Origin of the sequence: Paraburkholderia sediminicola (assembly GCF_046026855.1) — a bacterium.
Classification (GTDB): Bacteria; Pseudomonadota; Gammaproteobacteria; order Burkholderiales; family Burkholderiaceae; genus Paraburkholderia; species Paraburkholderia sediminicola_A.
The window spans coordinates 12,921-39,722 of record NZ_JAQQET010000020.1 but is presented as its reverse complement, the minus strand read 5'-3'; the positions used below and the strand labels follow the sequence as shown (position 1 = coordinate 39,722).

Genomic DNA, 26,802 nt, shown 5'->3' with positions numbered 1-26,802 from the left:
ATTGATTGTGTCGCCGGTGTTATTAATCGATATCCCGCCGTGCGTGTTATTCCTGCTGGCCGCGCAATCCTTGCCACGCCGGCGACAAAGCAGGTCCAAGCGCGAAGAGATCCAGCACACGCGCCACCGTGTGATCGACCATTTCGTCGATCGAGGTGGGGTGGTTGTAGAAGGCAGGTAAGGGCGGGAAGATCACGCCGCCCATTTCGGTCACGGCCGTCATATTGCGCAGATGCGCGAGATTGAACGGCGTTTCGCGCACGAGCAGCACGAGCCGACGGCGCTCTTTGAGCGTGACATCGGCGGCGCGGGTGATCAGGTTGTCGGAAAAGCCATGTGCGACGCTGGCGAGCGTCTTCATCGAGCAGGGAGCGATCACCATGCCATCGGTCGCAAATGAGCCGGACGCGATGCTCGCGCCGACATCGCGTACCGAATGAACGACATCCGCGAGCGGATGCACGTCTTCTTTGCTCAACTGGAGTTCATGCTGGATATTGAGCCAGCCTGCGCTCGAAATCAGCAGATGGCTTTCGACGCCGCCCAGCCTGCGCAACGTCTCGAGCAACCGGATGCCGTAGATGGCGCCGGTCGCGCCGGTAATCGCAACGATCAGCCGGCGTGGCGCCGCAGCGCGTGTTTCCATGGCTCGCGGCGCCTTATCGGAGGACAACAAACGTTCGGACAGCGGCCGCTTAAGCCGCGGCAAACAGCTGCTGCAGTTCGCCCGATTCGTACATTTCCATCATGATGTCCGAGCCGCCGACGAATTCGCCCTTCACATAGAGCTGCGGAATGGTCGGCCAGTTCGAGAACTGCTTGATGCCCTGGCGGACTTCGTCGTCTTCCAGCACGTTGACGGTTTTGATTTCGCCGACGCCACATGCCTTCAGAATCTGGATGGCGCGGCCGGAAAAGCCGCACATCGGGAACTGAGCGGTGCCCTTCATGAAGAGCACGACATTGTTTTCGTCGACGATTTGCTTGATGCGTTGTTGCGTATCCATGACTGACCTTGCGGTTCCGTTATGTGTAGGGAATAGGCTGAAATGATAGCGGATTTCGGTACGACCGGCCGAGGGCCGCTTTGTCACCCTTGGAGATTGAGGCCATTCATCGAGGTCAACCGTGCAACAGGCCGCCGCTGATTCGCTCGATGCCGGCCAGATCCTGCTCCGAGCGGACTTGCTCAAAACCTTGCGCCGTCAGCAGGCCGCGTACGGCTTCCGCCTGATCGTACCCGTGTTCGATCCACAATACGCCGTTGGCGGCCAAACGCGCGGGCGCCCCGGCGATGATCGCGCGGATCGCGCTGAGTCCGTCGGACTCGTCGGTGAGTGCGCCGCGCGGTTCGAAGCGCAGATCGCCTTCCGACAAATGCGGATCGTTGCTCGCGATGTACGGTGGATTGCTGACGATCACGTTAAAGTGCAATGCTGCGTCGAGCGAGCTGTACCAGTTGCTTTGCTGCAATACCACGGCCCCGCCGGGGCGTTTGGTATCCAGCAGACGTGCGGCGTTGCGTGTGGCTACCGCCAGCGCTTCGGCGGAACGGTCCAGCGCCCAGACCTGCGCGTCGGGCCGCATCGAGGCAATCGCCACGGCAATCGCGCCGGTGCCCGTGCCGAGATCGAGCACGCACGGCCGCGCGATGTTTTCCATTGCCGCTAACGCCGTTTCGACCAGCAATTCGGTTTCTGGACGTGGAATCAGCACGTCGGGCGTCACTTCGAAATCAAGGCCAAAAAATTCGCGTACGCCGACCAGCTGCGCCACCGGCTCTCCGGCGACACGTCGCGCTTCCAGCAACCGGTATCGTTCAACTAGCGTGCCGTCGAGCGCTTCATCGCAGCGTGTAATCAATTGCGTATGCCGCCAGCCGAGCACGTGCGTGAGCAGAATCCGCGCTTCGAGCGACGGCAGTGGCGAGGCGCGCAACAACGCGGCAGGGGTGACCGGATCCATCCGCGCTTAGTCCGCGTCGCCCAGCGATGCCAGCAACTCGGCCTGATGCTCGCTGACCAGGGCCGCGATCAATTCATGGAGATCGCCGTCCATGATTGCGTCGAGGCGATACAGCGTCAGATTGATCCGGTGATCCGTCAGACGTCCTTGCGGGAAGTTGTAGGTGCGAATCCGTTCCGACCGATCACCCGAGCCGATCAGGCTCTTGCGCGTTGCGGCTTCCTTCTGCTGCTGCTCGTGTGATTGCTTGTCCTTGATGCGCGCAGCCAAAACCTTCAGCGCCCGATCCTTGTTCTTGTGCTGCGACCGGTCGTCCTGACATTCGACGACGATACCCGTCGGCAAGTGTGTGACGCGCACGGCCGAGTCCGTCTTGTTGATGTGCTGGCCGCCCGCACCGGACGCGCGGAACGTGTCGATGCGCAGATCGGCCGGATTGATCTCGACTTCGCCGATTTCGTCCGCTTCCGGCATTACCGCGACCGTGCACGCCGACGTGTGAATGCGGCCCTGCGTTTCGGTGGCCGGCACGCGTTGCACGCGATGGCCGCCGGACTCGAACTTGAGCTTGGAATAGGCCGCTTCGCCGGCGATCCGCACGATCACTTCCTTGTAGCCACCCAGATCCGATTCGCTCGCCGACATCATCTCCACTTGCCAGCGATTGCGCTCGGCAAAACGCAGGTACATGCGCAGCAAATCGCCCGCGAACAGCGCCGATTCGTCGCCACCTGTTCCGGCACGGATTTCGAGAAAGATGTTGCGGTCGTCGTTGGGGTCTTTGGGCAGCAGCATTTTCTGCAATTCGGCGCCGAGTTTTTCCATCCGCTCGCGCGCCGCGCGGATTTCCTCTTCCGCAAAGTCGCGCATCGACACGTCCGCCAGCAGTTCCTGCGCGGTCGCTGCGTCGTTCATTGCGTGGCGCCACAGCGCGTAGTGCTCGACGACCGGCCCGAGCTCGGCGTGTTCACGCGTGAGCTTGCGGTATTGGTCGAGATTCGAGGTGATGTCCTCGCGGCTCAACAGGTCGTTCAGTTCGGCCAGCCGGGTAGTGAGCTGGTCGAGCTTGCGTTGCATGCTCGTTTTCATCGGACGGGTATCGGAGCGGACTCCGGCAAAGACGACGACTAGGGAAGTGGGCGGATGCCCTGGTCAGAAGCACGTCGCGGGCCACAGGGTGGCGCGGACGTTGCGGCAGTGGCTGCGCCGCTAACGCTCCGTAGAACCGGAGTGTTTGTAGAAGCCGCTCATCAACTCGATGAGCGTGTCACGGTTCTCGCTGCTCGCGCGATTGAGCGCGTGCGTGGGGCCGTGGATCAGTTTGTTGGTGAGCGATTGCGACAGCGCTTCGAGCACCGCCGCCGGGTCGTCGCCGCGCGCGAGCATTTTCTGTGCGCGTTCGACTTCGGCGCGACGCAGCACGTCGGCCTGAGTATGCATGTGACGGATCACTGGCACGATGCTGCGCGCGTCGAGCCATTGCATGAAATTCTGCACACGCGTTTCGATGATTGCCTCGGCCTGGGCAACCGCGGCTTGCCGCGACGCGTTGCCTTCGCGCACGATCGCGCCGAGGTCGTCGACGGTGTAGAGGAACACGTCTTCCAGCTGGCCGACTTCGGGTTCGATATCGCGTGGCACGGCCAGATCGACCATGAAAATCGGCCGGTGACGGCGCGCTTTCACCGCTCGCTCGACCGCGCCCAGACCGATGATCGGCAGGGTGGAAGCCGTACACGACACGATGATGTCGAACTCATGCATGCGCGTGGGCAGTTCCGAGAGCGGAATGGCCCGGCCGTTAAAGCGTTCGGCAAGGCGGGTGCCACGCTCTGCGGTGCGGTTTGCAACCACGAGTTCACGTGGCTGCTGCGCTGCGAAGTGCGTAGCGCACAACTCGATCATTTCGCCCGCGCCGATGAACAGCACGCGCTGGTTCGAGACCTTGTCGAAAATCCGCTGCGCGAGCCGTACGGCGGCTGCCGCCATGGAAACCGACTGCGCGCCGATTTCGGTCGTGCTGCGCACTTCCTTCGCAACGGCGAAGGTGCGCTGGAACAACTGGTTCAGATAGGTGCCAAGCGCGCCGGCTTCAGACGCCGTACGCACCGCATCCTTCATTTGTCCGACGATTTGCGTCTCGCCGAGCACCATCGAATCGAGGCCCGATGCGACGCGGAACGCATGGCGCACGGCCTCCGACTGCGGCAGCGCATATACATGCGGCGCGAGTTCGTCGACGGGCAGGTTGTGGTACTTCGAGAACCACTGGATCGCGGCTTCCCGCGCGGCCTGGTCGTCGGTCGCACAATAGAGTTCGGTGCGATTGCAGGTGGACAGAATTGCCGCTTCCGGCGCCGTGCGGGCGGTGCGGCCGAGCCAGATGCTCTTGAAGGTGTCCAATGCAGGCTTGATCTGTTCGAGCGGAAACGCCACGCGTTCGCGCAAGGCGACAGGCGCAGTGTGGTGATTGATTCCGATCGTTAGAAGCTGCATATGGGGAGCTATGGTTTAGCCCAATATTATAGCGTTTTCATCATTCTTACATTGTTCACACGTCATTTGGCCTCTACAACGGCCTCTGGCGGGATTGCATCGAGTTGATAGCCGTAGCCGTAAAGCGGTGTCAGGCAATAACCATACTCCGGGCGCAACTGCAGTTTGGTCCGCACGCGCGACGCGTGGGTGTCGACGGTGCGCGACTTTACGTCGCGGCGGCGTGTCCAGACGGTTTCGAGAATATGCGCGCGCGACACCGGCCGTGACAGATTGGTAAATAGCAGCAATGCGAAGCGAAATTCCTTCGGCGTCAGGGCGACCGTATGGTCACGAAATGTGACGGCGAGGCGCGCCGCGTCGAACGCATAGCCGCCGATCGTGTCACGCCGCCGGTTGGGCGGCCGCCGCAGGCCCGCCCGTCGCAGCAGTGCGTCCACTCGGGCCAGCATTTCCGGGCCGCGGACCGGTTTGGTCAGGCAGTCGTCGGCGCCAGCGTGCAGCGCGGCAACAATCTGGCTCTCGCGTGGCTCCGACAACAGCACGATCACCGGCAAGCTCGGCAGGATAGAGCGGGCACGCGGGATCAAGTCTTCAGCGGAAAGGTCGCCGGCCCAGCCGTCAGTAATGAGAAGATCGAAGAATTCGTCGGCGGCGCGATGCAGGAACGGGGCGCTCGCAGTGAAGTGTTGGCACATATGGCCGCCGGCAAAGATCAGTCGGCCGACTAATGTGGCGTGCCGAAGGTCCGGCTCGATAAGGGCGATTCGCATGGCGCGCTTTCAGCCTGGCAATAATCGAGGACCGGGATTCTCCGTAAGGCTTACAGCTTGCCTAACATCACCCCGACCCCTAAACTCAACCGCTATGCGGAAAGCGCCGTGCTGAACCTTTATAGTTAATGAGACAAAAATGCTAGCTGCCCAAACCTCCGGCGCCCATGAGACGAATCTGAAACTGCGCGGGACGAATCTAAAACTGCGCCAGACCCGCCGCTAATGGGTTGGTCCGGAATCCTGGTACTGGGCGCCGTGATCGGCCTGGCGGGATGGTGGCTGCATCCGCTGCGCCGTTCGAGCCGTGCCCAATGGTGGGTCGCGCTACTGGCCGGCTTGTTGGGCGCGGGTGTCGCACGCATGGCCGGCAACGTGGTCGGTCTCTTTCATGATGGCGGTATGCTCGAATGGCCGGTATGTACCGCCATCGCGCTGGTCGCCGTTGCCGTGACGGTCGGCTTGCTTTCCCGTCGATGAATACTTGCAGGTGACTCTGATGAATGCCCGACTTCCCGAAACTTCCTCCATCCCTGAACGACTCGCGACATTGCGCAATGCGATGGCGCGCGAAGGCGTAGCCGCTTATCTGGTGCCGTCCGCGGATCCGCATCTTTCCGAATATCTACCCGGGCGCTGGCAAGGCCGGCAGTGGCTGTCGGGTTTCACCGGATCGGCCGGCACGCTGGTCGTGACCGCCGATTTCGCCGGCGTGTGGACCGACAGCCGCTATTGGGAACAAGCCAATGCGCAGCTGGCCGGCACCGGCGTTCAGTTGATGAAGATGACCGGCGGCCAGCAGACCGTGCCGCATTTCGAATGGCTCGCGCAGAACGTCGCAACCGGTGGCACGGTTGGCGTGGACGGGGCCGTGCTCGGTGTGTCGGCGGCGCGTGCTTTGAGCCAGGCGCTCACCGCGCATGGCGTGAAACTGCGCACCGACGTCGATCTGTTCGACGCGATCTGGCCGCAGCGTCCGTCGCTGCCTGTCGCCGCCGTGTTTGAGCATGCCGCCCCGCACGCAAGCGTCGCCCGTTCGGAAAAGCTCGCGCAGATTCGCCGGGCGATGGCGGAAAAGGGCGCGCAGTGGCACTTTATTTCCACGCTCGACGACCTTGCATGGCTTTTGAATCTGCGCGGCGCCGACGTCAGCTATAACCCGGTGTTCGTGGCGCACGCGCTGGTTGGTCAGGAGAGCGCGTCGCTGTTCGTCGCCGACGGCAAAGTGCCACAGGCGTTGGCCGATGCGCTCGCGCTTGATGGCATCAGCGTCGAGCCGTATGCAAAGGCGGCCGATGCACTGGCCGCGCTGCCGGCCGGCAGCACACTGCTGATCGACCCGCGCCGCATTACGTATGGCTCGCTGCAACTGGTGCCGTCTACGGTGAATGTCGTCGAGGCGGTCAATCCGTCCACGTTCTTCAAGTCGCGTAAGACCGAGGCAGAAGCAGAGCACGTGCGCGAGACGATGGAGCAGGACGGCGCGGCACTTGCTGAATTCTTCGCGTGGTTCGAGGGCGCGTTGGGCCGTGAAACGATCACTGAACTGACGATCGACGAGCGCCTGACGGCAGCCCGCGCGCGCCGTCCGGGCTTCGTATCCCTGAGCTTTGCGACGATCGCCGGCTTCAACGCGAACGGCGCAATGCCGCACTACCGCGCGACCGATGATGCGCATCTGGTGATCGATGGCAATGGCCTGTTGCTGATCGACTCGGGCGCACAGTATCTGAGCGGCACGACCGACATCACCCGCGTTGTGCCGGTCGGCACCATCAGCGAGGCACAGCGGCGCGATTTCACGATCGTGCTGAAAGGCACCATGGCGTTGTCGCGCGCGAAATTCCCGCGCGGCATCCGTTCGCCGATGCTTGACGCGATCGCCCGCGCGCCGATCTGGGAAGCCGGTGCCGATTACGGTCACGGCACAGGTCACGGCGTGGGCTATTTCCTGAACGTGCACGAAGGCCCGCAGGTGATTTCGCACTACGCGCCGGCTGAACCATGGACGGCGATGGAAGAAGGCATGATCACGTCGGTCGAGCCGGGCATTTACCGGCCGGGCAAGTGGGGCGTGCGGATCGAGAACCTGGTGCTGAACGTGCCCGCGGAGAAAACCGAGTTCGGCGATTTCCTCAAGTTCGAAACGCTGACGCTATGCCCGATCGACACACGTTGCCTCGATCTGTCGCTGTTGCGTGACGACGAGCGCGCATGGCTCAATGCGTATCACGAGATGGTGCGCACGCGCCTGTCGCCGCATGTGTCGGGTGAGGCCAAGGCGTGGCTGGAGTTGCGCACACAGCCTATCTGATCGTGTCGCCACGACCTTACTGACGGAGAGTGCATGGGTATCAAGGCAGTCGTGTTCGATTTTGGTGGCGTGCTGATCGACTGGAACCCTGAGTATCTATATCGTCAGTTGATTCCCGACGAAACGGAGCGCCGCTGGTTTCTGACTCACGTCTGTTCGATGGACTGGGTGGTCCGTCAGGACGGCGGTCAATCGATCGTCGAGGCAACAGACGAACTGATCGCGAAGTTTCCCGATCACGCGCCGCTGATCCGTGCGTTCTACGAGCGCTGGCACGAGATGGTGGCCGGCGTGCTGGAAGAGGGCGTGGCAATCATGGAAAAGCTCGAAGCCGCCAATGTGCCGCTTTTCGGGCTGACGAACTGGTCGGCGGAGACGTTTCCCTATGCGTGGGAGCATTACCCCGTGCTGCGGCGGTTCCGCGATATCGTCGTATCGGGCAGGGTGAAGCTGGTAAAGCCTGATCCGGCGATCTTCGCGGAAATGCGTCAGCGGATCGAGGCGCAACTGCCGGGCATCCAGCCGGACGAACTTGTCTTCATCGACGACAATCTGAAAAACGCCGAGGCCGCAACGGTGCTCGGCTGGCACGGCGTGCATCATACGGACGCCGCGCAAACCGAAGCGAAATTGCGCGAACTGGGGTTGCCGGTTTAAGCGCGGGACGCCGGTTAAAGTGGTGACGCGGCGCGACTTCGCTTTAACGGCGCCGTCGGCCTCGGCCCGCTTACTGACCAAGCAGATTCTTCAACGCGTTACCCAATCCTTTCACTGTCTCCCCGGCACCCTTCGCCACGCCTTCGACGCTCACGCCCATCGCTTTCGCAAACCCGGCGCCGAGGCGCGTCATCAGACTTTCCTGAACCGAAAACTTCGGATCGCGCAAATTCCCATCCAGCACGAAATGCAGCGTGATGTCGCCATCGTGCGTCTTGAGCGCGGCGATGGCGGCTTTGGTCGGAATCGACATGAAGGTGTCGAGCGGGTTGTCGCTGTCGGCGAGTTGCAAATGGTGGATCGTCACCGTGCCAGGCGCGTGCAACTGATAGTTGCGCACCGTCGAGTCGACCGTCAGGTCGATCGTGCCGCCCGTCACCTGTGCCTTTGCGCCGGTTTTTTTCAGCAGGTACGGATCGAGCATCACGACATCGACGTCGCGCAGTTTGCTGGTGGTCTGCGAATCCTTGCTGGCGATCTTGATCCACCCGTCGAACGAAACCGTGCCCGTGTTTGCCGGGCCCTTGATTGAACCGGTGACGCTGACGTTGGTCGGTTCGGTGAGCGCCGGCAGATGCAGGTGGTCGACGGTCGCGTTGGCGTTACTGACCGTCACTTTGAATGCCGGCGGACCGACCGTCATGTCGTAGAAATGGAAGTTGCCTTGCTCGAAGCTGATGTGGTCGATCAGTTTTTCGCGGGGAGCGGTTGCCGCTACGCCGCTGGCTTCTTCGTCGGACTTGTTGACGGATTGCCGTAGATTCGGCAGCAGGCGGATCGCGCCGTCCTTGGTGCGCAGTACTGCGAGGTCGAAGCCACGCACCACCACGCTACGAATATGCATGCGCCGCACGAGCAGATCGCGAATATCGGGCGTGAGCGTGATTTCGTCGGCGCGTAGCGGATCACCGGCGGGCCAGCCGGGCGGCGCTTTGAGCAGAACGTTGGTGAGATGGACTGAGGTGAGGCCGACCCGGATGCTTTCGGCGCTGCCTAATGGACCGAGCGCCGCAATCACCCGCTCTTTGACTTCGCGCTGCGCGAACTGCAGCGCACCGACCGCGACGACGATTAGCACCAGCAGCACGCTGCCTATCGCAATGGCCCAGCGCTTGCCCTTCGACATCGCCATGCTTGCCTCCTCGTCGCCGCGCTGTGCACGGTGTGGATGTGATTGGCCCGAGCGTGCGCCGGTTGAACGCACATTGGTTTGATATAGCGGAGTTGTCGCATCCCGCCGGGACGACGTGTATCACGCGGTGGCACGCAATGCGTGTGCCCTACCGCCTATCCGGCAAACGCAAGGCGTTTCCGGCGTGTGCCATGGAGGGCAGAAGGACCGGCTGGTTGGCCAGGAGCTAACCGAGACCCGCAAACCGGCCAACCTGGCGTTCAATAAAGCGGATAGCAATCCTGTCAGCAAGAAAACGACCAGCAAAATAGCCCACTCATCGACTGATGAGCGGGCTGCAAAGCTTGCGATTTATCGTGCGATCGGCTTGTAACGTAGACGCTTCGGACGTGCAGCTTCTTCACCGAGACGTGCGCGCTTGTCCGCTTCGTATTCCTGGTAGTTGCCGTCGAAGAACGTGATTTGCGAGTCGCCTTCGAATGCGAGGATGTGCGTCGCGATCCGGTCGAGGAACCAGCGATCGTGCGAGATCACCATCACGGAGCCGGCGAATTCCAGCAATGCATCTTCGAGTGCGCGCAGCGTTTCGACATCGAGGTCGTTCGACGGTTCGTCCAGCAGCAGTACATTGCCGCCCGCGATCAGCGTCTTCGCCAGATGCAGCCGGCCGCGTTCACCGCCCGACAGATTGCCGACGGTCTTCTGCTGGTCGCCACCCTTGAAGTTGAAGCGGCCGATATACGCACGCGACGGCGTCTCATACTTACCGACCGTCAGCACGTCAGCACCGCCGGAGATTTCCTCGAATACGGTCTTCGAGCCGTCGAGCGCGTCGCGGCTTTGGTCGACGTAGGCGAGCTTGACCGTCGGGCCCTGCACGATTTCGCCCGAATCCGGCTGTTCGCGGCCGGTCAGCATGCGGAACAGCGTCGACTTACCGGCGCCGTTCGGTCCGATGATGCCGACGATCGCGCCCGCCGGAATCTTGAAGCTGACGTCGTCGAGCAGCAAACGGTCGCCGTACGACTTGCTGACGTTCTTGAACTCGATCACTTCATTACCGAGGCGATCGCCGACCGGGATGAAGATTTCCGAGGTTTCATTGCGCTTCTGGTAGTCCTGGCTGTTCAGTTCCTCGAAGCGGGCAATACGCGCCTTCGACTTCGCCTGACGGCCCTTCGGGTTCTGGCGCACCCACTCCAGTTCCTTCTTGATCGCCTTCTGCCGCGCCGATTCCGACGATTCTTCCTGCTTCAGGCGCTCTTCTTTCTGATCGAGCCAGCTGCTGTAGTTGCCCTTCCACGGAATACCGTGGCCGCGGTCGAGTTCGAGAATCCACTCGGCGGCGTTATCGAGGAAGTAGCGATCATGGGTCACGGCGACAACGGTGCCCGGGAAGCGTGTGAGGAACTGTTCTAGCCAGTCGACCGATTCCGCGTCCAGGTGGTTGGTCGGTTCGTCGAGCAGCAGCATGTCCGGCTTTTCGAGCAGCAGCTTGCAGAGTGCCACGCGACGCTTTTCACCGCCCGACAGGTGCTCGATTTTCGCGTCCCACGCCGGCAGACGCAGCGCGTCGGCGGCGATTTCGATTTGCTGTTCGGCGCTGCCATCAGTGGTGGCGAGAATGGCTTCGTACTTTGCCTGATCGGCGGCGAGCGCGTCGAAATCGGCGTCTGGCTCCGCGTAGGCGGCATAGATTTCGTCGAGTTTCTTCTGCGCGCCGAAGACGTCGCCGAGACCTTCTTCGACCGCTTCACGCACCGTCTTGTTCGGATCGAGTTGCGGCTCCTGTGGCAGATAGCCGATGTTCAGGTTCGGCATCGGCGTGGCTTCGCCTTCGATGTCTTTGTCCACACCGGCCATGATGCGGATCAGCGTCGACTTGCCCGAGCCGTTCAGGCCGAGCAGGCCGATCTTCGCGCCGGGGAAGAACGACAGCGAGATGTCTTTCAGGATTTGACGCTTGGGCGGCACGATTTTGCCGACCCGGTTCATGGTGAAGACGTATTGGGCCATTTGCTTGCAATAGACGTTGACGACGCCGGCCGCATGGGGGCGGGCGGTCGTGGGTGGATGGGTAATCGGTGTGTTGGCCGGGCAGTGCGCCCGGCGCCGGCCGGCGGGGCGTCGAGCGCGGCTTCGAGCCCCGCGACGCCCCGCGCGCGGGCGGGTGGTTCAGGTGGCATTGTACTTCGGGGCGGGGGTGGGACGGCAACGCGAATGGAAACGGGGCGGCTCGCCGGCCGCCCATTACAACCAGTCCGATACGCCGCCGTGCCGTGAGCAGGTGCCGCTGCGATGCCGGCTGAAACTGTAGGTGCCGTCCCGGCAGCGTGCGGTCGCGCCGTCTGGCGCCTTGCCCGATAGGGAGCGCGCTGGCGCATGCACCGTGTTGCCGTCGCGATTGGTGTAGGTGTTGTGATTGCTGAGGTTCGCTTCGTCGGGCGACGTTCCGGGCGCGACGTAGGCGAACGCAGAGGTCGCGGTGAAGAGAAGCGCAGCGGTGAGCGCTGCTGTGCGGCGCAAGCAGTGGAGGGCGATGCCTTGCATGGTCTTAAAGTCTTTATTGTTTTTGGGTACGTCGGGTTCGGCCGAGGCGGGGGCGTCAGTTCACGCGCCGTCCCGTCGACGGATCGAAGAAATGCAGATGGTGCGCGGGCAGCGCGACTTGCAGCGCTTCGCCTGCTGCGGGGCGATGCGTGTGCGGCAGCCGCACGGTCACGTCGTGCTTGCCCCAGCGGCCGTGCGCGAGGTTGTCCGCGCCGAGCAGTTCGCAGGAATCGACAGTCAAGGTGGCGTGAGACGCGCCCGCTTGACCCGGCGTCATATGCTCCGGGCGAATGCCGAGTGTCCATTCGCGGCCCTTCGCAACTTCCCGGCCGATCGACGCCGCGCCTGTGAGCGGCAGCTTCGGCCCGTTGCCAGCGACCTCGAATGTAGAACCGTCTTCCGACACCCGGCCTTCCAGCAGATTCATCCCCGGCGAGCCAATGAAGCTCGCGACGAACACCGTCGCCGGCCGCTCGTAGACCTCGGTCGGCGCACCGATCTGCTCGGCGTGACCCTTGTTCATCACGATCACGCGTTGCGCCAGCGTCATTGCTTCGATTTGATCGTGGGTGACGTACAGGCTGGTTGTGGCAAGCCGCGCATGCAGGCGCTGGATTTCGAGGCGCATCTGTACCCGTAAGCGGGCATCCAGATTCGACAGCGGCTCATCGAACAGAAACACGGCCGGCTCGCGCACGATCGCGCGACCCATGGCGACGCGTTGCCGTTGACCGCCGGACAACTCGCGCGGCTTGCGTGCGAGCAGCGGTCCGAGCTCGAGAATCTGCGCCGCAGCTTCCACCCGCTTCGTAATCTGCGCACGATCGACGCCCGCAATCTTCAGCGCATAGCCCATGTTCTCGGCGACGCTCATATGCGGATACAGCGCGTAGTTCTGGAACACCATCGCGATGTTGCGATCCTTCGGCTCCAGTCGGTTGACTACTTTGCCGGCGATCGAGATGGTGCCTTCGGAAATACCTTCGAGTCCGGCCACCATCCGCAGCAGGGTCGATTTGCCGCAACCGGACGGGCCGACCATCACGACGAACTCGCCATCCGTGACGTCTACGTCGATGCCGTGCAACACGAACTGTTTGCCGTCGTAGGTCTTTTTAACGCCTTGCAGAGTCAGTGCAGCCATGCTGTTTTAGCCTTTTCGTTGCTTGCCGCGCTTACTACGCCTGGCGCGGTGCGTTCCATTTCAATTCACGAGCCCGCCCAAACGGCGCAGCTCATTTTTCTGAGTCCACCAGTCCGCGCACGAACCAGCGCTGCATCGTCAGCACGACGGCGAGCGGCGGCAGCATGGCGAGCAGCGTCGCGGTCATCACTAGATGCCATTCGGTCGCGGTGTCGCCAGACGCGATCATGCTTTTGATGCCGACCACAGCCGTGGTCAACGATTGCTGGCTAGTAATCAGGATCGGCCATAGATACTGATTCCAGCCGTAAATGAACGTGATGACGAACAGCGCCGCCATATTCGTTTTCGACAGCGGCAGCACCACGTCCCAGAAGAACCGCATCGCGCCGGCGCCGTCGATACGCGCCGCTTCCATCAATTCGTCTGGCAGCGTCATGAAGAACTGGCGGAACAGGAATGTCGCAGTGGCCGAGGCGATCAGCGGCAACGTCAACCCGCTATAGGTATTGCTCAGATGCATCGACGACACGACCTGCACGGTCGGGAAAATACGCACTTCGACCGGCAGCATCAGCGTGATGAAAATCAGCCAGAACGCGAGATTGCGAAACGGAAAGCGGAAGAACACGATCGCGTACGCGGAGATCATCGAGACAGCAATCTTGCCGATCGAAATCACCAGCGCCATCACGAGGCTGTTGAAGAGCATGCGGCCGAACGGCGCTGCCGCATTGCCGCTGCCTTGTGACCAGACAGTCGCGATGTTCTCGAACAGATGCGTGCTCGGCACCAGCGACAGCGGCACGCTGAACACTTCATGCTCGCTCATCGTCGCCGCGCAAAACGCGACATACACCGGAAACACCACCAGCACGACGCCCAGAATCAGCACCGCGTGGCAGAAGAGGTCAAAACCGCGGCGGTTCTCGATCATGAGTATTGAACCCTGCGTTCGATAAAGCGGAACTGCACGACCGTCAACGCGACAACGATCACCATCAGGATGACGGACTGCGCACCCGAGCTGCCGATGTCCAGCCCCTGGAAACCTTCGGCGAAGATCTTGTAGATCAGCGTACGGGTGGATTGCGCCGGGCCGCCGCCGGTGGCGGCGTCAATCACCGGGAAGGTGTCGAAGAACGCGTAGGTAATGTTGATCACCAGCAGGAAGAAGCTGGTCGGTGAGAGCAATGGCAGTGCGATACCGAAGAAACGCCGCACCGGCCCGGCGCCGTCGATGGCCGCCGCTTCGATCAGCGAACGTGGGATTGCCTGCAAGCCGGCATAGAAGAACAGAAAGTTATAGCTGACCTGTTTCCATACGGAAGCCAGCACGACCAGAAACATCGCCTGTCCCGAATTCAACGCGTGATTCCACACGATGCCGTACTTCGCGAGCGTATAGGTGACGAGGCCGATGCTCGGGTTGAACAGGAACGACCACAACACGGCGGCGATCGCGGGTGCGACCGCATACGGCCAGATCAGCAGCGTCTGGTAGGCCCTCGCGCCGCGCGTCACGCGATCCGCACAGACTGCCAGCAACAACGAAATCACCAATCCGGACACGGTGACAAGCGCGCAGAAAATCAGCGTCGTATTGAACGACGACAAGTAGAGCGGATCGGCGAGTAACTGCTTGAAATTGGCCAGACCCACAAACTCGCTGGACGTGCCGAACGCGTCCTGGCTCTGCGTGGATTGCCACAGCGCCTCGCCCGCCGGCCACAGAAAGAACAGCAGCGTAATCGCGAGTTGCGGCGCAACGAGCAGATAGGGCAGGACGCTGGTGCCGAAGCTAGAGCGCTTTTCCATCGAAAATTCCCAAGGTTCTGCTGCAACATCGGGTTTCGGCGCGAGCGCACCGAAACCCTGCTGGCGAGTACTTAATTACCGGCTTTCTCGAAGCGGCGCAGCAACTCGTCGCCTCGCGACACGGATGAATCGAGCGCCTGTTGCGGCGTCTTTTTCCCCGCCCAGACCTGTTCGAGTTCTTCGTCGATGACGGTGCGGATCTGCGGCATGTTGCCAAGACGCAAGCCCTTCGTATACGGCAGCGGCGGCTTGTTGAGCATCTGTTTGATCGCCGTGTCGCTGCCCGGATTCTTCTCGTAGAAGCCTTGCTGCTGCGTCAGTTGATACGCTGCGGTCGTGACCGGCAGATAGCCCGTGTCCTGATGCCACTTCGCGGCAACCGGCGCCGAAGACAGATACGCGAGGAATTTCGCCACGCCCTTGTAGACGGCCGGGTCTTTACCCGAGAGCACCCACAGACTTGCGCCACCGATGATCGCGTTCTGCGGCGCACCCTTCACGCTCGCGTCGTACGGCATCATGCCGGTGCCGAAGTTGAATTTGGCGTACTTCTTGATCGTGGCAAGCGAGCCCGACGAGTTCGTGATGATCCCGCAGTCGCCGCTATAAAACTTCGACACCGGCTCGTCTTTGCGCCCGACATACGTGAAGGTGCCTTCCTTCTGCATGTTCTGCAGGAACTGGATGTGCGCGACCTGCAGCGGCTTGTTGAATTCGAGCTGCGCGTCGAGGCCGTCGAAACCATTGTTCTTCGACGCGAACGGCGCGCCATGCCAGGCGCTATAGTTTTCGAGCTGAATCCAGCTTTGCCAGCCCGACGAATAGCCGCACGCCATGCCCGACGCCTTCAGTTTCTGCGCGTCCACCTGCAACTCGGCCCAAGTTTTCGGCGGCTGATTCGGATCGAGCCCCGCTTTCTTGAACGCGTCCTTGTTGTAGTACAGCACCGGCGTCGAGCTATTGAACGGCATCGAAATCAGTTCGCCGGTTTTGGCGTCGCTGTAATAGCTCGCGATGGTCGGCACGAAGGCCTTTTCGTCGAGCGGCACGCCAGCTTGTTTGAACACTTCCGAAACCGGGATGACGGCCTTTTTCGCCTGCATCATCGTGGCGGTGCCGACTTCGTAGACCTGCAGAATGGCGGGCGCATTGCCGCTACGATAAGCGGCGATGCCGGCGGCGAGAGTCTGGTCGTAGGTGCCTTTGAACACCGGCACGATCTTGTAGTCGCTTTGAGACGCGTTGAACGCGTTGGCGATGTCGTTCAGACGCTCGCCGAGGGCGGCTTCCATGCCGTGCCAGAACTGGATTTCAGTGGCGGCGTGGGCGGCCTGGCTAATGCCGAAGCTCAATACGGCAGCAACGGAAAGCGAACGGAACAGCGGCTTGCAACGCATCGATTTGTCTCCTGATCGGAACGGGCGCGGATGGGAATCGCGCGATTCTAGTTGTGTTCGATGACAGTTCGGCGTCGGCTACCGGGCGGCGGTCCGCTTTTGACCGGTGCCGAATGCCGCAATTTAACACCGGCTGTCATGAAACGGAAACAATGCGGATCTGAGGCGGCAGGTTTGCACGACGTGCGGAAGTCAAAGCGGGGTGGCGCAAAAAAGCCCGCATTTAGCGGGCCTTCTTTGAGTTTGGCGGCGCTCAGCGTTTCGCTGGTTGCCGCCCCGAGCAGAGACTGAACGTCAAACGTTGAACAGGAAGTTCATCACGTCGCCGTCGTGCACGACGTATTCCTTGCCTTCCGCACGCATCTTGCCGGCTTCCTTCGCGCCTTGCTCACCCTTATAGGTGATGAAGTCATTGAAGGCGATGGTCTGTGCGCGAATGAAGCCGCGCTCGAAGTCGGTGTGGATCGCGCCGGCTGCTTGCGGTGCGGTATCGCCGACATGGATCGTCCATGCGCGTACTTCCTTCACGCCTGCCGTGAAGTAGGTTTGCAGGCCCAGCAACTTGAAACCCGCACGAATCACGCGGTTGAGGCCAGGCTCTTCCATGCCCATGTCGGCGAGGAACACTGCCATGTCCGCTTCTTCGAGGTCGGCGATTTCCGCTTCGATTGCCGCGCACACGGCGACGACCGGTGCGCCTTCGGCTGCCGCGAACTTCGTGACTGCGTCGAGGTGCGGGTTGTTGTGGAAACCGTCGTCCTTCACGTTGGCGACGTACATGGTCGGCTTGGCGGTGATCAGGCAGAACGGCTTGAGGGTGGCCTTTTCTTCATCCGACAGATCGAGCGCGCGGACCGGCTTGGCCTGGTCGAGCTGAGCGCGTACTTTTTCCAGCACCGCGGCGTTCTTGATGGCTTCCTTGTCGTTACCCGACTTGGCGGCTTTCGAATAGCGCGACAGCGCCTTTTCGACGGTCGCGAGGTCGGCCAGCGCCAGCTCAGTGTTGATCACTTCGATATCCGAGAGCGGATCGACCTTGTTCGCGACGTGGATCACATTTTCGTCTTCGAAGCAGCGCACGACGTGCGTGATCGCGTCGGTTTCGCGGATGTTCGCGAGAAACTGGTTGCCCAGACCTTCGCCCTTGCTCGCACCGGCCACGAGGCCGGCGATGTCGACGAACTCCACCACGGCCGGCAGGATACGCTCCGGTTTGACGATTTCGGCGAGCGCCTTCAGACGTGCATCCGGTACTTCGACGATGCCGACGTTCGGCTCGATCGTGCAGAACGGATAATTTTCGGCGGCGATGCCCGCCTTGGTCAGCGCGTTGAACAGGGTGGACTTGCCGACGTTAGGCAGGCCAACGATGCCGCATTTGAGGCTCATGGAAATCCTTCAGTGAATCAGTAAGTTGCGTGATGCGCTCGACGCTGTGTGCAGGATTCGAAAAGCCTTCGCGCCTGGCGTGGCGGAGGAAGCGCAGCGGAGCGGGACAAGACACCAGATCGGGGCGTTGCCTCGACGATTCTGGGCGAGTTTTGTCACGGAAAGCGCAATTGTAACCCGTTCGGATAGGGTTCCTGGGAAGGGGGCGGGAAACCGGGCTTACCCGGAAATATTCTGTCAGAACATTGTAGTATGCGGGTCCGGGGCCGCTAGAGCCCTTTCCGGGGAAGCACGATGACAATAAAAACATGGGCCAGATGGGTAGTGTGGGCAGCGCTGATTGGCGCCGGCGTGATTGCCTGGCTGTCGCCGAACTACGAAGACGCTCAGGCGGCGACCGATCGCCAGACGGTGAACTGCATGGTGAAGCAGCTCACTCAGGACGATAAGCGCAGCATTGCGCAGTTCGCCGATACCAATGATTTCGACTCGCTGTGGCGCGTGTACGACCGGGTTTTCCCAGACTGCACGGTACGAGGAGACCAGCGGGACCGTAAGAGCGAGTTGGTGATGAGCGCGTGGAACGTCCTCTCAACAGACCGTGAATTCATGCGTTTTCGCGAAGCCGATGCGGCGCACGCCGCGCTGGGACACTAGGTTTCAGGCCGAAATGCCGCACGCCTCGATCCGTCCCCCGCAACCCCCGCAGCTATAATGCGCGGATGAACGCACACCACCAGACCTTTGATGCTGCCGTGATCGGCGGCGGCCTCGTCGGCAAGACCGCGGCGCTGGCGCTGACGCAAGGCGGGCTGCGCGTGGCGCTGCTCGCGCAACCCTGCGCGGCGCTGCCGCCGGGTGCTGCCTTCGACTCGCGGGTCTACGCGTTGTCGTCGAGTTCGCAGGCTCTGCTGGAGCGGTTGCGGGTCTGGCAGGCGCTTGATCTGTCGAAGCTTGGGCCCGTCTACGACATGCGCGTCTACGGGGACGCGCACGCCGAACTTCATTTCTCCGCGTTCCAGGCATCCGTGCCGCAGTTGGCGTGGATTGTCGAGTCGTCGGTCATTGAGTGCGCGTTGGACGCAGCGCTGCGCTTCCAGCCGAATCTCACCTGGATCGACACGCGCGCGCAGGCACTCGACTTTACCGCCGACGGTGCCAGCGTCGGTCTTGCCAATGGCAATGTGCTCGAGGCCGATCTGGTGGTCGGTGCGGATGGGGCGCATTCGTGGGTGCGCGCGCAGATCGGCTCGAAGATGAACCGGCGCGACTATAAGCAAACCGGCGTGGTCGCGAATTTCAAAGCCGAAAAACCGCATGGCGAAACCGCTTATCAGTGGTTCAAGGACGGCGAAATCATCGCGCTGCTGCCTATGCCGGACGGCCACGTGTCGCTGGTCTGGTCGGCACGCACCGAGCACGCCGAACAACTGCTCGCGCTCGACCCTGCGCAACTCGCGGCGGAAGTCGAACGTATGACAGGCGGTCAGTTCGGCGCACTGGAATGCGTGACGCCCGCCCAAGGCTTTCCGCTCGCGCTGCAAACCGTCGATAAGCTCGTGGCGCCGCGCGTTGCGCTGGTCGGCGATGCCGCGCATCTGATTCACCCGTTAGCGGGCCAGGGTATGAACCTCGGCTTGCGCGATGTCGCGGCGCTCGCCGAGACGGTCGCAGGCAAGGAAGCGTTTCGTGATCTCGGCGACATGGTGCTGCTGCGCCGCTATGAACGCGCTCGCCGCGAAGACATCCGCGCGCTGATGATCGCAACCGACGGCCTGCAAAAGCTCTTCTCGGCGCCCGGTCCGTTTGCCAAGGTGCTGCGCAATACCGGTATGGCGTTCGTCGGCGCCCAGCCGTTCATCAAACGCTGGCTGGTGTCGGCCGCGCTGGGGTAAAGCCTCCAGCCCGCATGCCCGTTCGGCGAGACGGGTATCATGAACGGATGGACGCCATTCCGGTCAGACCAGAAACGTCCCAGAAACGCGCATCGCGCGCGATTGAACTCCAGGAATTCAGCATGAAAAAATCCTTCCGCATTGCGGCCGTCGCGCTCGCGATCGCTGCCGTGACGATCGGTTGCTCCGCACAGGCCGACCAAACCACCGACAAGCTCAAGGCCACGCTGCAAACGCGTCTGGCCGACGTGACGATCAAGAGCGTGACAAAGTCGCCGATTGCCGGCCTCTATGAAGTGAATCTCGGCACACAGATCATCTATAGCGACGCAAACGGCGACTATCTCATGCTCGGCGACATGGTCGACGCGAAGACCCGCAAGAATCTGACTGAAGCGCGTCTGTCGGAGACCAATCGCATCGACTTCGCGAGCCTGCCGTTCGCGAACGCGGTGAAGGTTGTGAAGGGCAACGGCGCGCGCAAGATCGCGGTGTTCTCCGATCCGAACTGCCCGTACTGCAAGCAGCTCGAAACGACGCTCAAGTCGATCGATAACGTTACGGTCTACACCTTCCTGTACCCGGTGCTGTCGCCTGACTCGACTGCCAAGTCGAAGTCGATCTGGTGCTCGACCGACCGCGCGAAGGCGTGGGAATCATGGATGCAGAACCATCAGGCGCCCACCGCCGCCGGTACCTGCGACACCGCCGCGATCGACAAGAACCTTGCACTCGGCCGTGCGATGAGCGTTGACGGCACGCCGACCGTGTTCCTCGCCGACGGGCGCCGCCTGCCTGGCGCCGTGCCGGCAGACCGGTTGGACAAGGAAATGTCTGCCGTGCACTGAGCACGCAACGTCAGTCGAGGAAAGGAGGCGCGAAGTGCGCCTCCTTTCACATCAAGCCCCGAACATCCCCGCCAGAAAACTTCTAATCGCCGCCGATGAAGCCGATCCGCTACACCATCGTTCCGAAGCAACCCGCCGCCCACCTGTTCGAAGTCACCGTCACCGTCGCCGATCCCGATCCGGCCGGCCAGCGTTTCATGCTGCCGGTGTGGATTCCGGGCAGCTATATGGTGCGCGAATTCGCTCGCAACATTGTCACGCTGCGCGCCGTCAACGACGCGGGGCGGAAGGTGCGCGTCGAAAAGACCGACAAGCACACGTGGCAGGCAGCGCCGGTCAAAGGCGCGCTAACACTGCGCTACGAAGTGTATGCATGGGATCTGTCGGTGCGCGCGGCGCATCTTGACGACACGACGGGCTTTTTCAATGGCACTAGCGTGTTTCTGTCGCCGCTCGGTCACGAGGAAGCACAATGCGTGGTCGACATCCAGAAGCCGGAAGGCGCGGCGTACCGCAACTGGCGCGTCGCGACTGCGTTGCCGGAAGCGCGTGGCACGAAGCGCTACGGCTTCGGCGAGTATCGCGCGCAGAACTACGACGAGCTGATTGATCATCCGGTTACGTTGGGGGAGTTCGCGCTGGCGACGTTCAAGGCGCACGGCGTGCCGCACGACATCGTGATCGCGGGGCACGTAATCGGGCTCGATATGGCGCGTCTGTCCGCCGATCTGAAGCGCATCTGCGAAGCGCAGATCGCATTGTTCGAGCCGAAGTCGAAGAAGGCGCCCATGGATCGCTACGTGTTCATGACGCAGGCCGTCACCGACGGTTATGGCGGACTGGAGCATCGCGCTTCGACGGCCCTGATCTGCAATCGCGGCGATCTGCCGGTGGAAGGCCGCGACGCGCCCACCGAAGGTTACCGAACCTACCTCGGTCTGTGCAGCCATGAATACTTCCACACCTGGAATGTGAAGCGTATCAAGCCGGCCGTGTTTGCGCCGTACGACCTGAGCGTCGAAAACACCACGTCGCTGCTGTGGCTGTTCGAAGGCTTCACGTCTTACTACGACGACTTGATCCTCGTACGCAGCGGCCTGATCTCGCAAGACGACTATCTCGTCCTACTCGGCAAGGTAGTCGGTGGCGTGCAGCGTGGCAGTGGCCGTCTGAAGCAGACGGTGGCCGAAAGCTCGTTCGACGCGTGGGTCAAATACTATCGGCAGGACGAAAACGCGCCGAACGCGATCGTCAGCTATTACACCAAGGGTTCGCTCGTCGCGCTCGCATTCGATCTGACGATTCGCGCGCAGACCAATAACCGCAAATCGCTCGACGACGTGATGCGTCTGCTTTGGCAGCGGTTTGGGCGCGACTTCTATCGCGGCAAGCCCGTTGGCGTCGAAGAAGGCGAGATCGAGGCGATTTTTGCCGAAGCGACCGGCGTGCAACTGGGCGAATTGCTCGCCGAAGCCGTGCACGGCACGCGCGATCTGCCCCTCGACACGTTGCTCACGCCGTTCGGCATCACGCTCGCGCCGGAGCTGGACAAGAACGGCAAGCCGTCGCTCGGCGCGCGCATGCGCGGCGGCGCGGATTGCACGCTGGCGGCGGTTCACGAAGGTAGCGCGGCGCAAAAAGCAGGGCTTTCGGCGGGCGACGTGCTGATCGCGCTCGACGGTCTGCGTGTGACGGGCTCGAATCTTGATTCCCTGCTGTCGCGCTATCTGCCGGGCGCAAAGGTCGAAGTCCACGCCTTCCGCCGCGATGAACTGCGTACCGCACAAGTCAAGCTGGACGGGCCAGAGGTGTCGCGCTACAAGCTGACTGTGAGCGATAAACAGCCGGCGGCGCGCAAGGCGCGGGAGCGCTGGCTGACAAGCTGATCGTAATCCGGAACGATGTTAATCGCTGTTTCAAAGCGGGGGATTGTTCTACCAGTGCAACAATCCTTCGCTGCCACACGGCTTTTTCCCGGGTTGGTAAAAAATCACAATGGCTCCACTCGCGCAAAACTGCGCGCCCCTACTGGAGTCAACCATGACCACGATCCTGCAAATCAACTCGGCAGCCCGCTCGCAAGGCGCGAACTCGACCCTGCTCCTCAACGAGCTGACCGCAAAGCTGCAACAATCGAATCCGGGCGCGCAAGTCGTCGTCCGTAACCTGCAAGCCGAACCGCTGCCGCATCTGGACGACACCGTCCTCGGCGCGTTCTTCACGCCGGCTGACCAGCGCACGCCGGAACAAGCCGCGATCTCTGCTCGCAGCGAAGCGCTGATCGCCGAACTGCAAGCCGCCGACATCGTCGTGATCGGTGCACCGATGTACAACTTCGGCATCTCGTCGCAACTGAAGACGTATTTCGACTTCATCGCACGCGCCGGCATCACGTTCCAGTACACGGCAAATGGTCCGGAAGGCCTCGTGAAGGGTAAGAAGGTTCACGTGGTTTCGGCACGCGGCGGCAAGTATGTCGGTACCCCGAACGACAGCCAAACACCGTACCTGAAGGCCTTCCTTGGCTTCCTCGGCATGACCGATGTGAACTTCATCTACGCCGAAGGCCTGAACATGGGCCCGGACGCTGCTACCGCTGCGCTGGCTGGCGCACGTGAAGCGATCGCTGCTGCGTAAGGTGTGAGGTTGGTCCCCTGCGCTGCGTGATCGCGGCGGGATGTATGAAAAAACGCCACGGAATGTGAGTTCTGTGGCGTTTTTGTTTTTGCGACGGCTGCGATCTCTGGTTCCCGACACAGGATCCTTGGCCTTTTGGTTCCCGGTTGCTGGTTTCCGGTCTCTGGCTAGTGTTGGTGCGTTTCGCGCGATAGGCTTTACGCCAGCATCTGCGCTTCGTCGGGCAGACGCCAGTCGATCGGTGTGCGGCCATGCTTCACGAGATATTCGTTGGCCGACGCAAAGTGCCCGCAGCCGAGAAAGCCGCGATGCGCTGACAGCGGCGACGGATGCGGCGCCTCCAGCACGTAATGCGACTTGCCGCCAAGCAGCGCGCGTTTGGCTTGTGCATGCGCGCCCCACAGCATGAACACGAGTCCGTCATGGTGCATGGCCAGCTCATGGATCAGCGTGTCGGTGCATTTTTCCCAACCGCGTTTCGCATGACTCGCGGCCGCATCGCGCTCGACGGTCAGCACCGTGTTCAACAGCAGCACGCCCTGTTTGGCCCACGTGTCGAGGCAGCCATGGCGTGGCGGCTCGTGGCCGAGGCTCGCGGCGATTTCCTTGAAGATGTTGCGCAGCGACGGTGGCGTGCGCACGTTCGGCGCCACTGAAAACGCTAGTCCGTGCGCTTGCGGCGTGCCGCGGTCTTCGCCGTGATACGGGTCCTGCCCGAGGATCACGACTTTGACTTCGTCGGGGCTGGTGAGGCGCAGGGCCCGGAAGACGTCGGCGGGATAGACGGTTTTGCCCGCCGCGCGTTCACCGTCGACGAAACGGCATAGCGGCGTGTAGGCGTCGCTTTCGATGAACGGTTTAAGGTGCGCGCCCCAGGCCGGGGGCAGGGCGGCGAATTGGGCTTCGAGCGTCGGCGGTGGCGAGCCAGCGGCCGTTTGCGGCTGCGGCTGGGCGGTGGTATCAGACGGCGTGGCCGAGGCGTCGCCGAACAGCGAGGCTTGCGACGGATTGGAGCGGGTGCGGGAAGCGGAGGTCATGGCGAGGAAGTGTCGCAGCAAACGCGAGCTAGCTCAAGTTTGCGTCGCGTGAGGACCTCGCATTTTGTTGGCGAGCGGCGAGCAGCGGGCAGCCTGGCTGGCGGTACCGAGAAAGGGTTCTGGCGCGCGGCGCAATCGGAGAAACAAACCCGCGCGTCGCACACGCCGAGGGCTTAACTTGCCCGCAATTGATAACCCCGTTGCGCTTTACTGATGTTGTCCGGCGCAAGACCGGTTACCTGTTTGCCGAGTTCTGTCGAGAGCGTGTTGAGCGTTGCTTCGTTGCCGGACTTCAGTTCCAGTTCGACTTCGGAGATCGGCGCGCGGCGCGTCTCGCCGTTCACCTCCGCGATAACGTCGCCCTGATCGATTGCGGCTTCAACTTCCGAACCGTCCAGTTCGACATTCCACAGCGTGCGCGTGAAATTCGTGCGAAACAGTTCGATCAGGTCCGGCGCGGCCTGACGCAGGGCTTCAGCGGCTGTCGGTTCGTCACACTCACGCAGCAGTGCGTCGATTTCGAGTTTCTCGCCCGCAACGGGCATTTCCCATTCGTGCCGGCTGTGCAAACCGTCTTTGGCATTGCCCACAGTCTTGAACGTTTGCAGCCAGCCGTCCGGCGTGTGCCGCAGTCGCAGCGCGCTTTTCGAAGTGGCCAGCGCCAGCTTCGGCGTATCGAAGTAGATATTCGCCAGCTTGATGGGGCGGCCCTCGTCACCGGTGCGCGCGACGAACCACTGCGTCGCCGCTTTCACCTGGCTCACCGGCAGTGCCAGCTTGATTTCACGTTCCATGGCCATTGTGGGCTCCGCTGCGTGCGCTAAATGTTGAAACTGTGCTTAGAAAAACATGCGTGCAAGTTCCACACCCGGCTCTTCCGCGCGCATGAACGCCTCGCCGACGAGGAACGTATGCACGTCCATCGCCCGCAGACGTTCGACATCGACGCGCGACAGAATGCCTGACTCCGTGACCACGATGCGGTCGTCGGGAATCGATTCGAGCATGTTGATGGTCGTCTCGATCGACGTTTCGAACGTACGCAGATTGCGGTTGTTGATGCCGATCAGTGGTGTCTTCAGCGTGAGCGCTTCCATCAGTTCGTTGCTGTCATGCACTTCGACCAGCACCGCGAGGCCCAGCGAATGCGCGAGCGCCTCGAGGTCCTGCATCTGTGAAGTTTCGAGTGCGGCGGCGATCAGCAGGATCGCGTCGGCGCCCATCGCGCGGGCTTCGACGATCTGGTACGGGTCGACGATGAAGTCTTTGCGCAGCACCGGCAAATTGCAGGCGGCGCGCGCCTCTTCGAGATACGCCACGCTGCCCTGGAAGAATTGCACGTCGGTGAGCACGGACAAGCAGGCCGCACCGTGCTTTTCGTACGAACGGGCAATGTCGGCAGGGACAAAGTTTTCGCGCAGCACGCCTTTCGACGGACTCGCTTTCTTCACTTCGGAAATGACGGCGGCCAGACCGGCTGCGTGCTTCGCGCGCAATGCGCCGACGAAATCGCGGATGTCGCGCGACGATGCTTCGAGGCGCAGTTCTTCGAGCGGCGCGCTTTGTGCGGCCGCGCGGACTTCTTCGCGTTTGACCGCGATGATGCGGTCGAGAATGTCGCTCATGAGTGTCTCGCTACGTAGTTACTGCTTGAATTGCTGGGTGAAGCGGATCAGATCGTCGACCTTGGCGCGTGCCTTGCCGCTCGCGATCGCTTCACGCGCCAACTGGATGCCGTCCGCAATCGACGCCGCCACGTTCGCCGAATAGAGGGCCGTGCCCGCGTTCAGCGTGACGATTTCACGTGCGACGCCCGGTTTGTTGTCGAGCGCTTCGAGCAGCATCGCTTTCGATTCAGCGGCGTCGGCCACTTTCAGCGTACGGTTCGACACCATCTGCATGCCGAAGTCTTCCGGATGGATTTCGTACTCGTGGATCTGGCCGTCGCGCAACTCGCCGACCTGCGTGGCCGCGCCGAGCGAGACTTCGTCCATGCCATCCATACCGTACACCACCAGCACGTGCTTGGCGCCCAGACGCTGCATCACGCGCACCTGAATGCCGACGAGGTCGCCGTGGAACACGCCCATCAGTTGATTCGGCGCGCCGGCCGGATTGGTCAGCGGTCCGAGAATGTTGAAAAGGGTCCGCACGCCGAGTTCGCGGCGCACCGGCGCGATGTTCTTCATTGCCGGATGATGGTTCGGCGCGAACATGAAGCCCATGCCGGTTTCCGCAATCGAGGCCGCCACCTGTTCCGGCTGCAGATCGATATTCACGCCGAGCGCTTCGAGCACATCTGCGCTGCCCGACTTGCTCGACACGCCGCGATTGCCATGTTTCGCAACCTTCGCGCCGGCCGCGGCGGATACGAACATCGTCGCCGTGGAAATGTTGAAGGTGTGCGAGCCGTCGCCGCCGGTGCCGACGATATCGACGAAGTTTGAGTTGTCCGGTACCTCGACGTGCCGGGCAAATTCACGCATCACCGTGGCGGCAGCGGTGATTTCGCCGATGGTCTCTTTTTTGACGCGCAGGCCGGTGATGATCGCCGCCGACATCACGGGCGACAGTTCGCCGCGCATGATGAGCCGCATCAGATGCAGCATTTCGTCGTGGAAAATTTCGCGATGCTCGATCGTGCGTTGCAGCGCTTCCTGGGGCGTAATCGACATGATTTCGTCTCTCTT

The 26,802-nt window shown here is 61.9% G+C and carries 26 protein-coding genes; 8 read left to right on the top strand and 18 right to left on the bottom strand.

What is annotated here, in order from left to right; translation table 11 throughout:
• Positions 1-46 precede the first annotated feature (46 nt).
• The 6 genes from PQR40_RS22035 to PQR40_RS22010 form a co-directional block, all read right to left on the bottom strand.
• Complete coding sequence (locus PQR40_RS22035; protein ID WP_408338252.1) at positions 47-646, bottom strand: UbiX family flavin prenyltransferase; 600 nt, start codon at positions 644-646, stop codon at positions 47-49.
• 49 nt (positions 647-695) lie between these two features.
• Positions 696-1,007, bottom strand: coding sequence for a Grx4 family monothiol glutaredoxin (gene grxD / locus PQR40_RS22030; RefSeq protein WP_012434475.1), 312 nt, complete (start codon positions 1,005-1,007; stop codon positions 696-698).
• A gap of 115 nt (positions 1,008-1,122) precedes the next feature.
• On the bottom strand, positions 1,123-1,965 hold the full coding sequence (gene prmC, locus PQR40_RS22025; RefSeq protein WP_408509878.1) for a peptide chain release factor N(5)-glutamine methyltransferase: 843 nt from the start codon (positions 1,963-1,965) through the stop codon (positions 1,123-1,125).
• A 6-nt stretch (positions 1,966-1,971) separates the two neighbouring features.
• Positions 1,972-3,054 (bottom strand): peptide chain release factor 1, encoded by a 1,083-nt coding sequence (prfA, locus tag PQR40_RS22020; RefSeq protein WP_408235937.1) that lies wholly within the window; start codon positions 3,052-3,054, stop codon positions 1,972-1,974.
• Between the two features lie 120 nt (positions 3,055-3,174).
• Positions 3,175-4,461 (bottom strand): glutamyl-tRNA reductase, encoded by a 1,287-nt coding sequence (gene hemA / locus PQR40_RS22015; protein ID WP_408509877.1) that lies wholly within the window; start codon positions 4,459-4,461, stop codon positions 3,175-3,177.
• Positions 4,462-4,523: 62 nt separating this feature from the next.
• Complete coding sequence (locus PQR40_RS22010) at positions 4,524-5,234, bottom strand: response regulator transcription factor (protein ID WP_408509876.1); 711 nt, start codon at positions 5,232-5,234, stop codon at positions 4,524-4,526.
• 225 nt (positions 5,235-5,459) lie between these two features.
• On the opposite strand from PQR40_RS22010, the gene PQR40_RS22005 reads away from it, so the two are divergent.
• From PQR40_RS22005 to PQR40_RS21995, 3 genes are read left to right on the top strand one after another with little or no spacing between them, the layout of a single operon-like run.
• The gene (locus PQR40_RS22005) at positions 5,460-5,714 is read left to right on the top strand and encodes a hypothetical protein (RefSeq protein ID WP_408235928.1); all 255 of its coding nucleotides are present in this window, start codon (positions 5,460-5,462) and stop codon (positions 5,712-5,714) included.
• Between the two features lie 19 nt (positions 5,715-5,733).
• Positions 5,734-7,548, top strand: coding sequence for an aminopeptidase P family protein (locus PQR40_RS22000; protein ID WP_408509875.1), 1,815 nt, complete (start codon positions 5,734-5,736; stop codon positions 7,546-7,548).
• Positions 7,549-7,581: 33 nt separating this feature from the next.
• Positions 7,582-8,205: an HAD family hydrolase gene (locus PQR40_RS21995; RefSeq protein WP_408338260.1), complete on the top strand. Its 624-nt coding sequence runs from the start codon at positions 7,582-7,584 to the stop codon at positions 8,203-8,205.
• Between the two features lie 70 nt (positions 8,206-8,275).
• Here PQR40_RS21995 and PQR40_RS21990 read toward each other — a convergent pair whose 3' ends face one another.
• The 8 genes from PQR40_RS21990 to ychF form a co-directional block, all read right to left on the bottom strand.
• Complete coding sequence (locus PQR40_RS21990) at positions 8,276-9,397, bottom strand: DUF748 domain-containing protein (RefSeq protein ID WP_408509874.1); 1,122 nt, start codon at positions 9,395-9,397, stop codon at positions 8,276-8,278.
• A 351-nt stretch (positions 9,398-9,748) separates the two neighbouring features.
• Positions 9,749-11,413, bottom strand: a complete 1,665-nt coding sequence (ettA, locus tag PQR40_RS21985; RefSeq protein ID WP_408235916.1) for an energy-dependent translational throttle protein EttA — start codon at positions 11,411-11,413, stop codon at positions 9,749-9,751.
• A 234-nt stretch (positions 11,414-11,647) separates the two neighbouring features.
• Positions 11,648-11,947 (bottom strand): DUF3761 domain-containing protein, encoded by a 300-nt coding sequence (locus PQR40_RS21980; RefSeq protein ID WP_408509873.1) that lies wholly within the window; start codon positions 11,945-11,947, stop codon positions 11,648-11,650.
• A gap of 55 nt (positions 11,948-12,002) precedes the next feature.
• On the bottom strand, positions 12,003-13,091 hold the full coding sequence (locus tag PQR40_RS21975) for a sn-glycerol-3-phosphate import ATP-binding protein UgpC (RefSeq protein ID WP_408338266.1): 1,089 nt from the start codon (positions 13,089-13,091) through the stop codon (positions 12,003-12,005).
• 91 nt (positions 13,092-13,182) lie between these two features.
• Positions 13,183-14,028, bottom strand: coding sequence for a sn-glycerol-3-phosphate ABC transporter permease UgpE (ugpE, locus tag PQR40_RS21970; protein ID WP_408509872.1), 846 nt, complete (start codon positions 14,026-14,028; stop codon positions 13,183-13,185).
• Complete coding sequence (gene ugpA / locus PQR40_RS21965; RefSeq protein ID WP_408338268.1) at positions 14,025-14,909, bottom strand: sn-glycerol-3-phosphate ABC transporter permease UgpA; 885 nt, start codon at positions 14,907-14,909, stop codon at positions 14,025-14,027. The genes ugpE and ugpA overlap by 4 nt, the downstream gene beginning before the upstream one ends.
• 71 nt (positions 14,910-14,980) lie before the next feature.
• Positions 14,981-16,306, bottom strand: a complete 1,326-nt coding sequence (gene ugpB / locus PQR40_RS21960) for a sn-glycerol-3-phosphate ABC transporter substrate-binding protein UgpB (protein ID WP_408235902.1) — start codon at positions 16,304-16,306, stop codon at positions 14,981-14,983.
• Between the two features lie 294 nt (positions 16,307-16,600).
• Positions 16,601-17,695: a redox-regulated ATPase YchF gene (gene ychF, locus PQR40_RS21955; RefSeq protein ID WP_408235899.1), complete on the bottom strand. Its 1,095-nt coding sequence runs from the start codon at positions 17,693-17,695 to the stop codon at positions 16,601-16,603.
• Positions 17,696-17,989: 294 nt separating this feature from the next.
• Here ychF and PQR40_RS21950 point away from each other — a divergent pair, with 294 nt between their 5' ends.
• From PQR40_RS21950 to PQR40_RS21930, 5 genes are all read left to right on the top strand, one after another.
• A complete protein-coding gene (locus PQR40_RS21950; RefSeq protein ID WP_408235896.1) occupies positions 17,990-18,352 on the top strand; it encodes a hypothetical protein in 363 nt (120 codons plus the stop codon).
• 65 nt (positions 18,353-18,417) lie between these two features.
• Entirely contained in the window at positions 18,418-19,590 is a 1,173-nt protein-coding gene (locus PQR40_RS21945; RefSeq protein WP_408509871.1) for a UbiH/UbiF family hydroxylase, read from the top strand.
• Between the two features lie 122 nt (positions 19,591-19,712).
• Positions 19,713-20,438 (top strand): DsbC family protein, encoded by a 726-nt coding sequence (locus PQR40_RS21940; protein WP_408216649.1) that lies wholly within the window; start codon positions 19,713-19,715, stop codon positions 20,436-20,438.
• Positions 20,439-20,533: 95 nt separating this feature from the next.
• Positions 20,534-22,324: a M61 family metallopeptidase gene (locus tag PQR40_RS21935; RefSeq protein WP_408509870.1), complete on the top strand. Its 1,791-nt coding sequence runs from the start codon at positions 20,534-20,536 to the stop codon at positions 22,322-22,324.
• A 154-nt stretch (positions 22,325-22,478) separates the two neighbouring features.
• Positions 22,479-23,075 carry an FMN-dependent NADH-azoreductase gene (locus PQR40_RS21930; protein WP_408338274.1) on the top strand — a complete coding sequence of 199 codons (597 nt, stop codon included), beginning with the start codon at positions 22,479-22,481 and terminating at the stop codon, positions 23,073-23,075.
• 197 nt (positions 23,076-23,272) lie between these two features.
• On the opposite strand, the gene PQR40_RS21925 is transcribed toward PQR40_RS21930, so the two are convergent.
• The 4 genes from PQR40_RS21925 to trpD form a co-directional block, all read right to left on the bottom strand.
• Positions 23,273-24,112, bottom strand: coding sequence for a uracil-DNA glycosylase (locus PQR40_RS21925; RefSeq protein ID WP_408235884.1), 840 nt, complete (start codon positions 24,110-24,112; stop codon positions 23,273-23,275).
• A gap of 173 nt (positions 24,113-24,285) precedes the next feature.
• Positions 24,286-24,912 (bottom strand): CYTH domain-containing protein, encoded by a 627-nt coding sequence (locus PQR40_RS21920; protein WP_408509869.1) that lies wholly within the window; start codon positions 24,910-24,912, stop codon positions 24,286-24,288.
• Between the two features lie 39 nt (positions 24,913-24,951).
• Complete coding sequence (trpC, locus tag PQR40_RS21915; RefSeq protein ID WP_408338278.1) at positions 24,952-25,737, bottom strand: indole-3-glycerol phosphate synthase TrpC; 786 nt, start codon at positions 25,735-25,737, stop codon at positions 24,952-24,954.
• 18 nt (positions 25,738-25,755) lie between these two features.
• Positions 25,756-26,787: an anthranilate phosphoribosyltransferase gene (trpD, locus tag PQR40_RS21910; RefSeq protein ID WP_408390960.1), complete on the bottom strand. Its 1,032-nt coding sequence runs from the start codon at positions 26,785-26,787 to the stop codon at positions 25,756-25,758.
• Positions 26,788-26,802 lie beyond the last annotated feature (15 nt).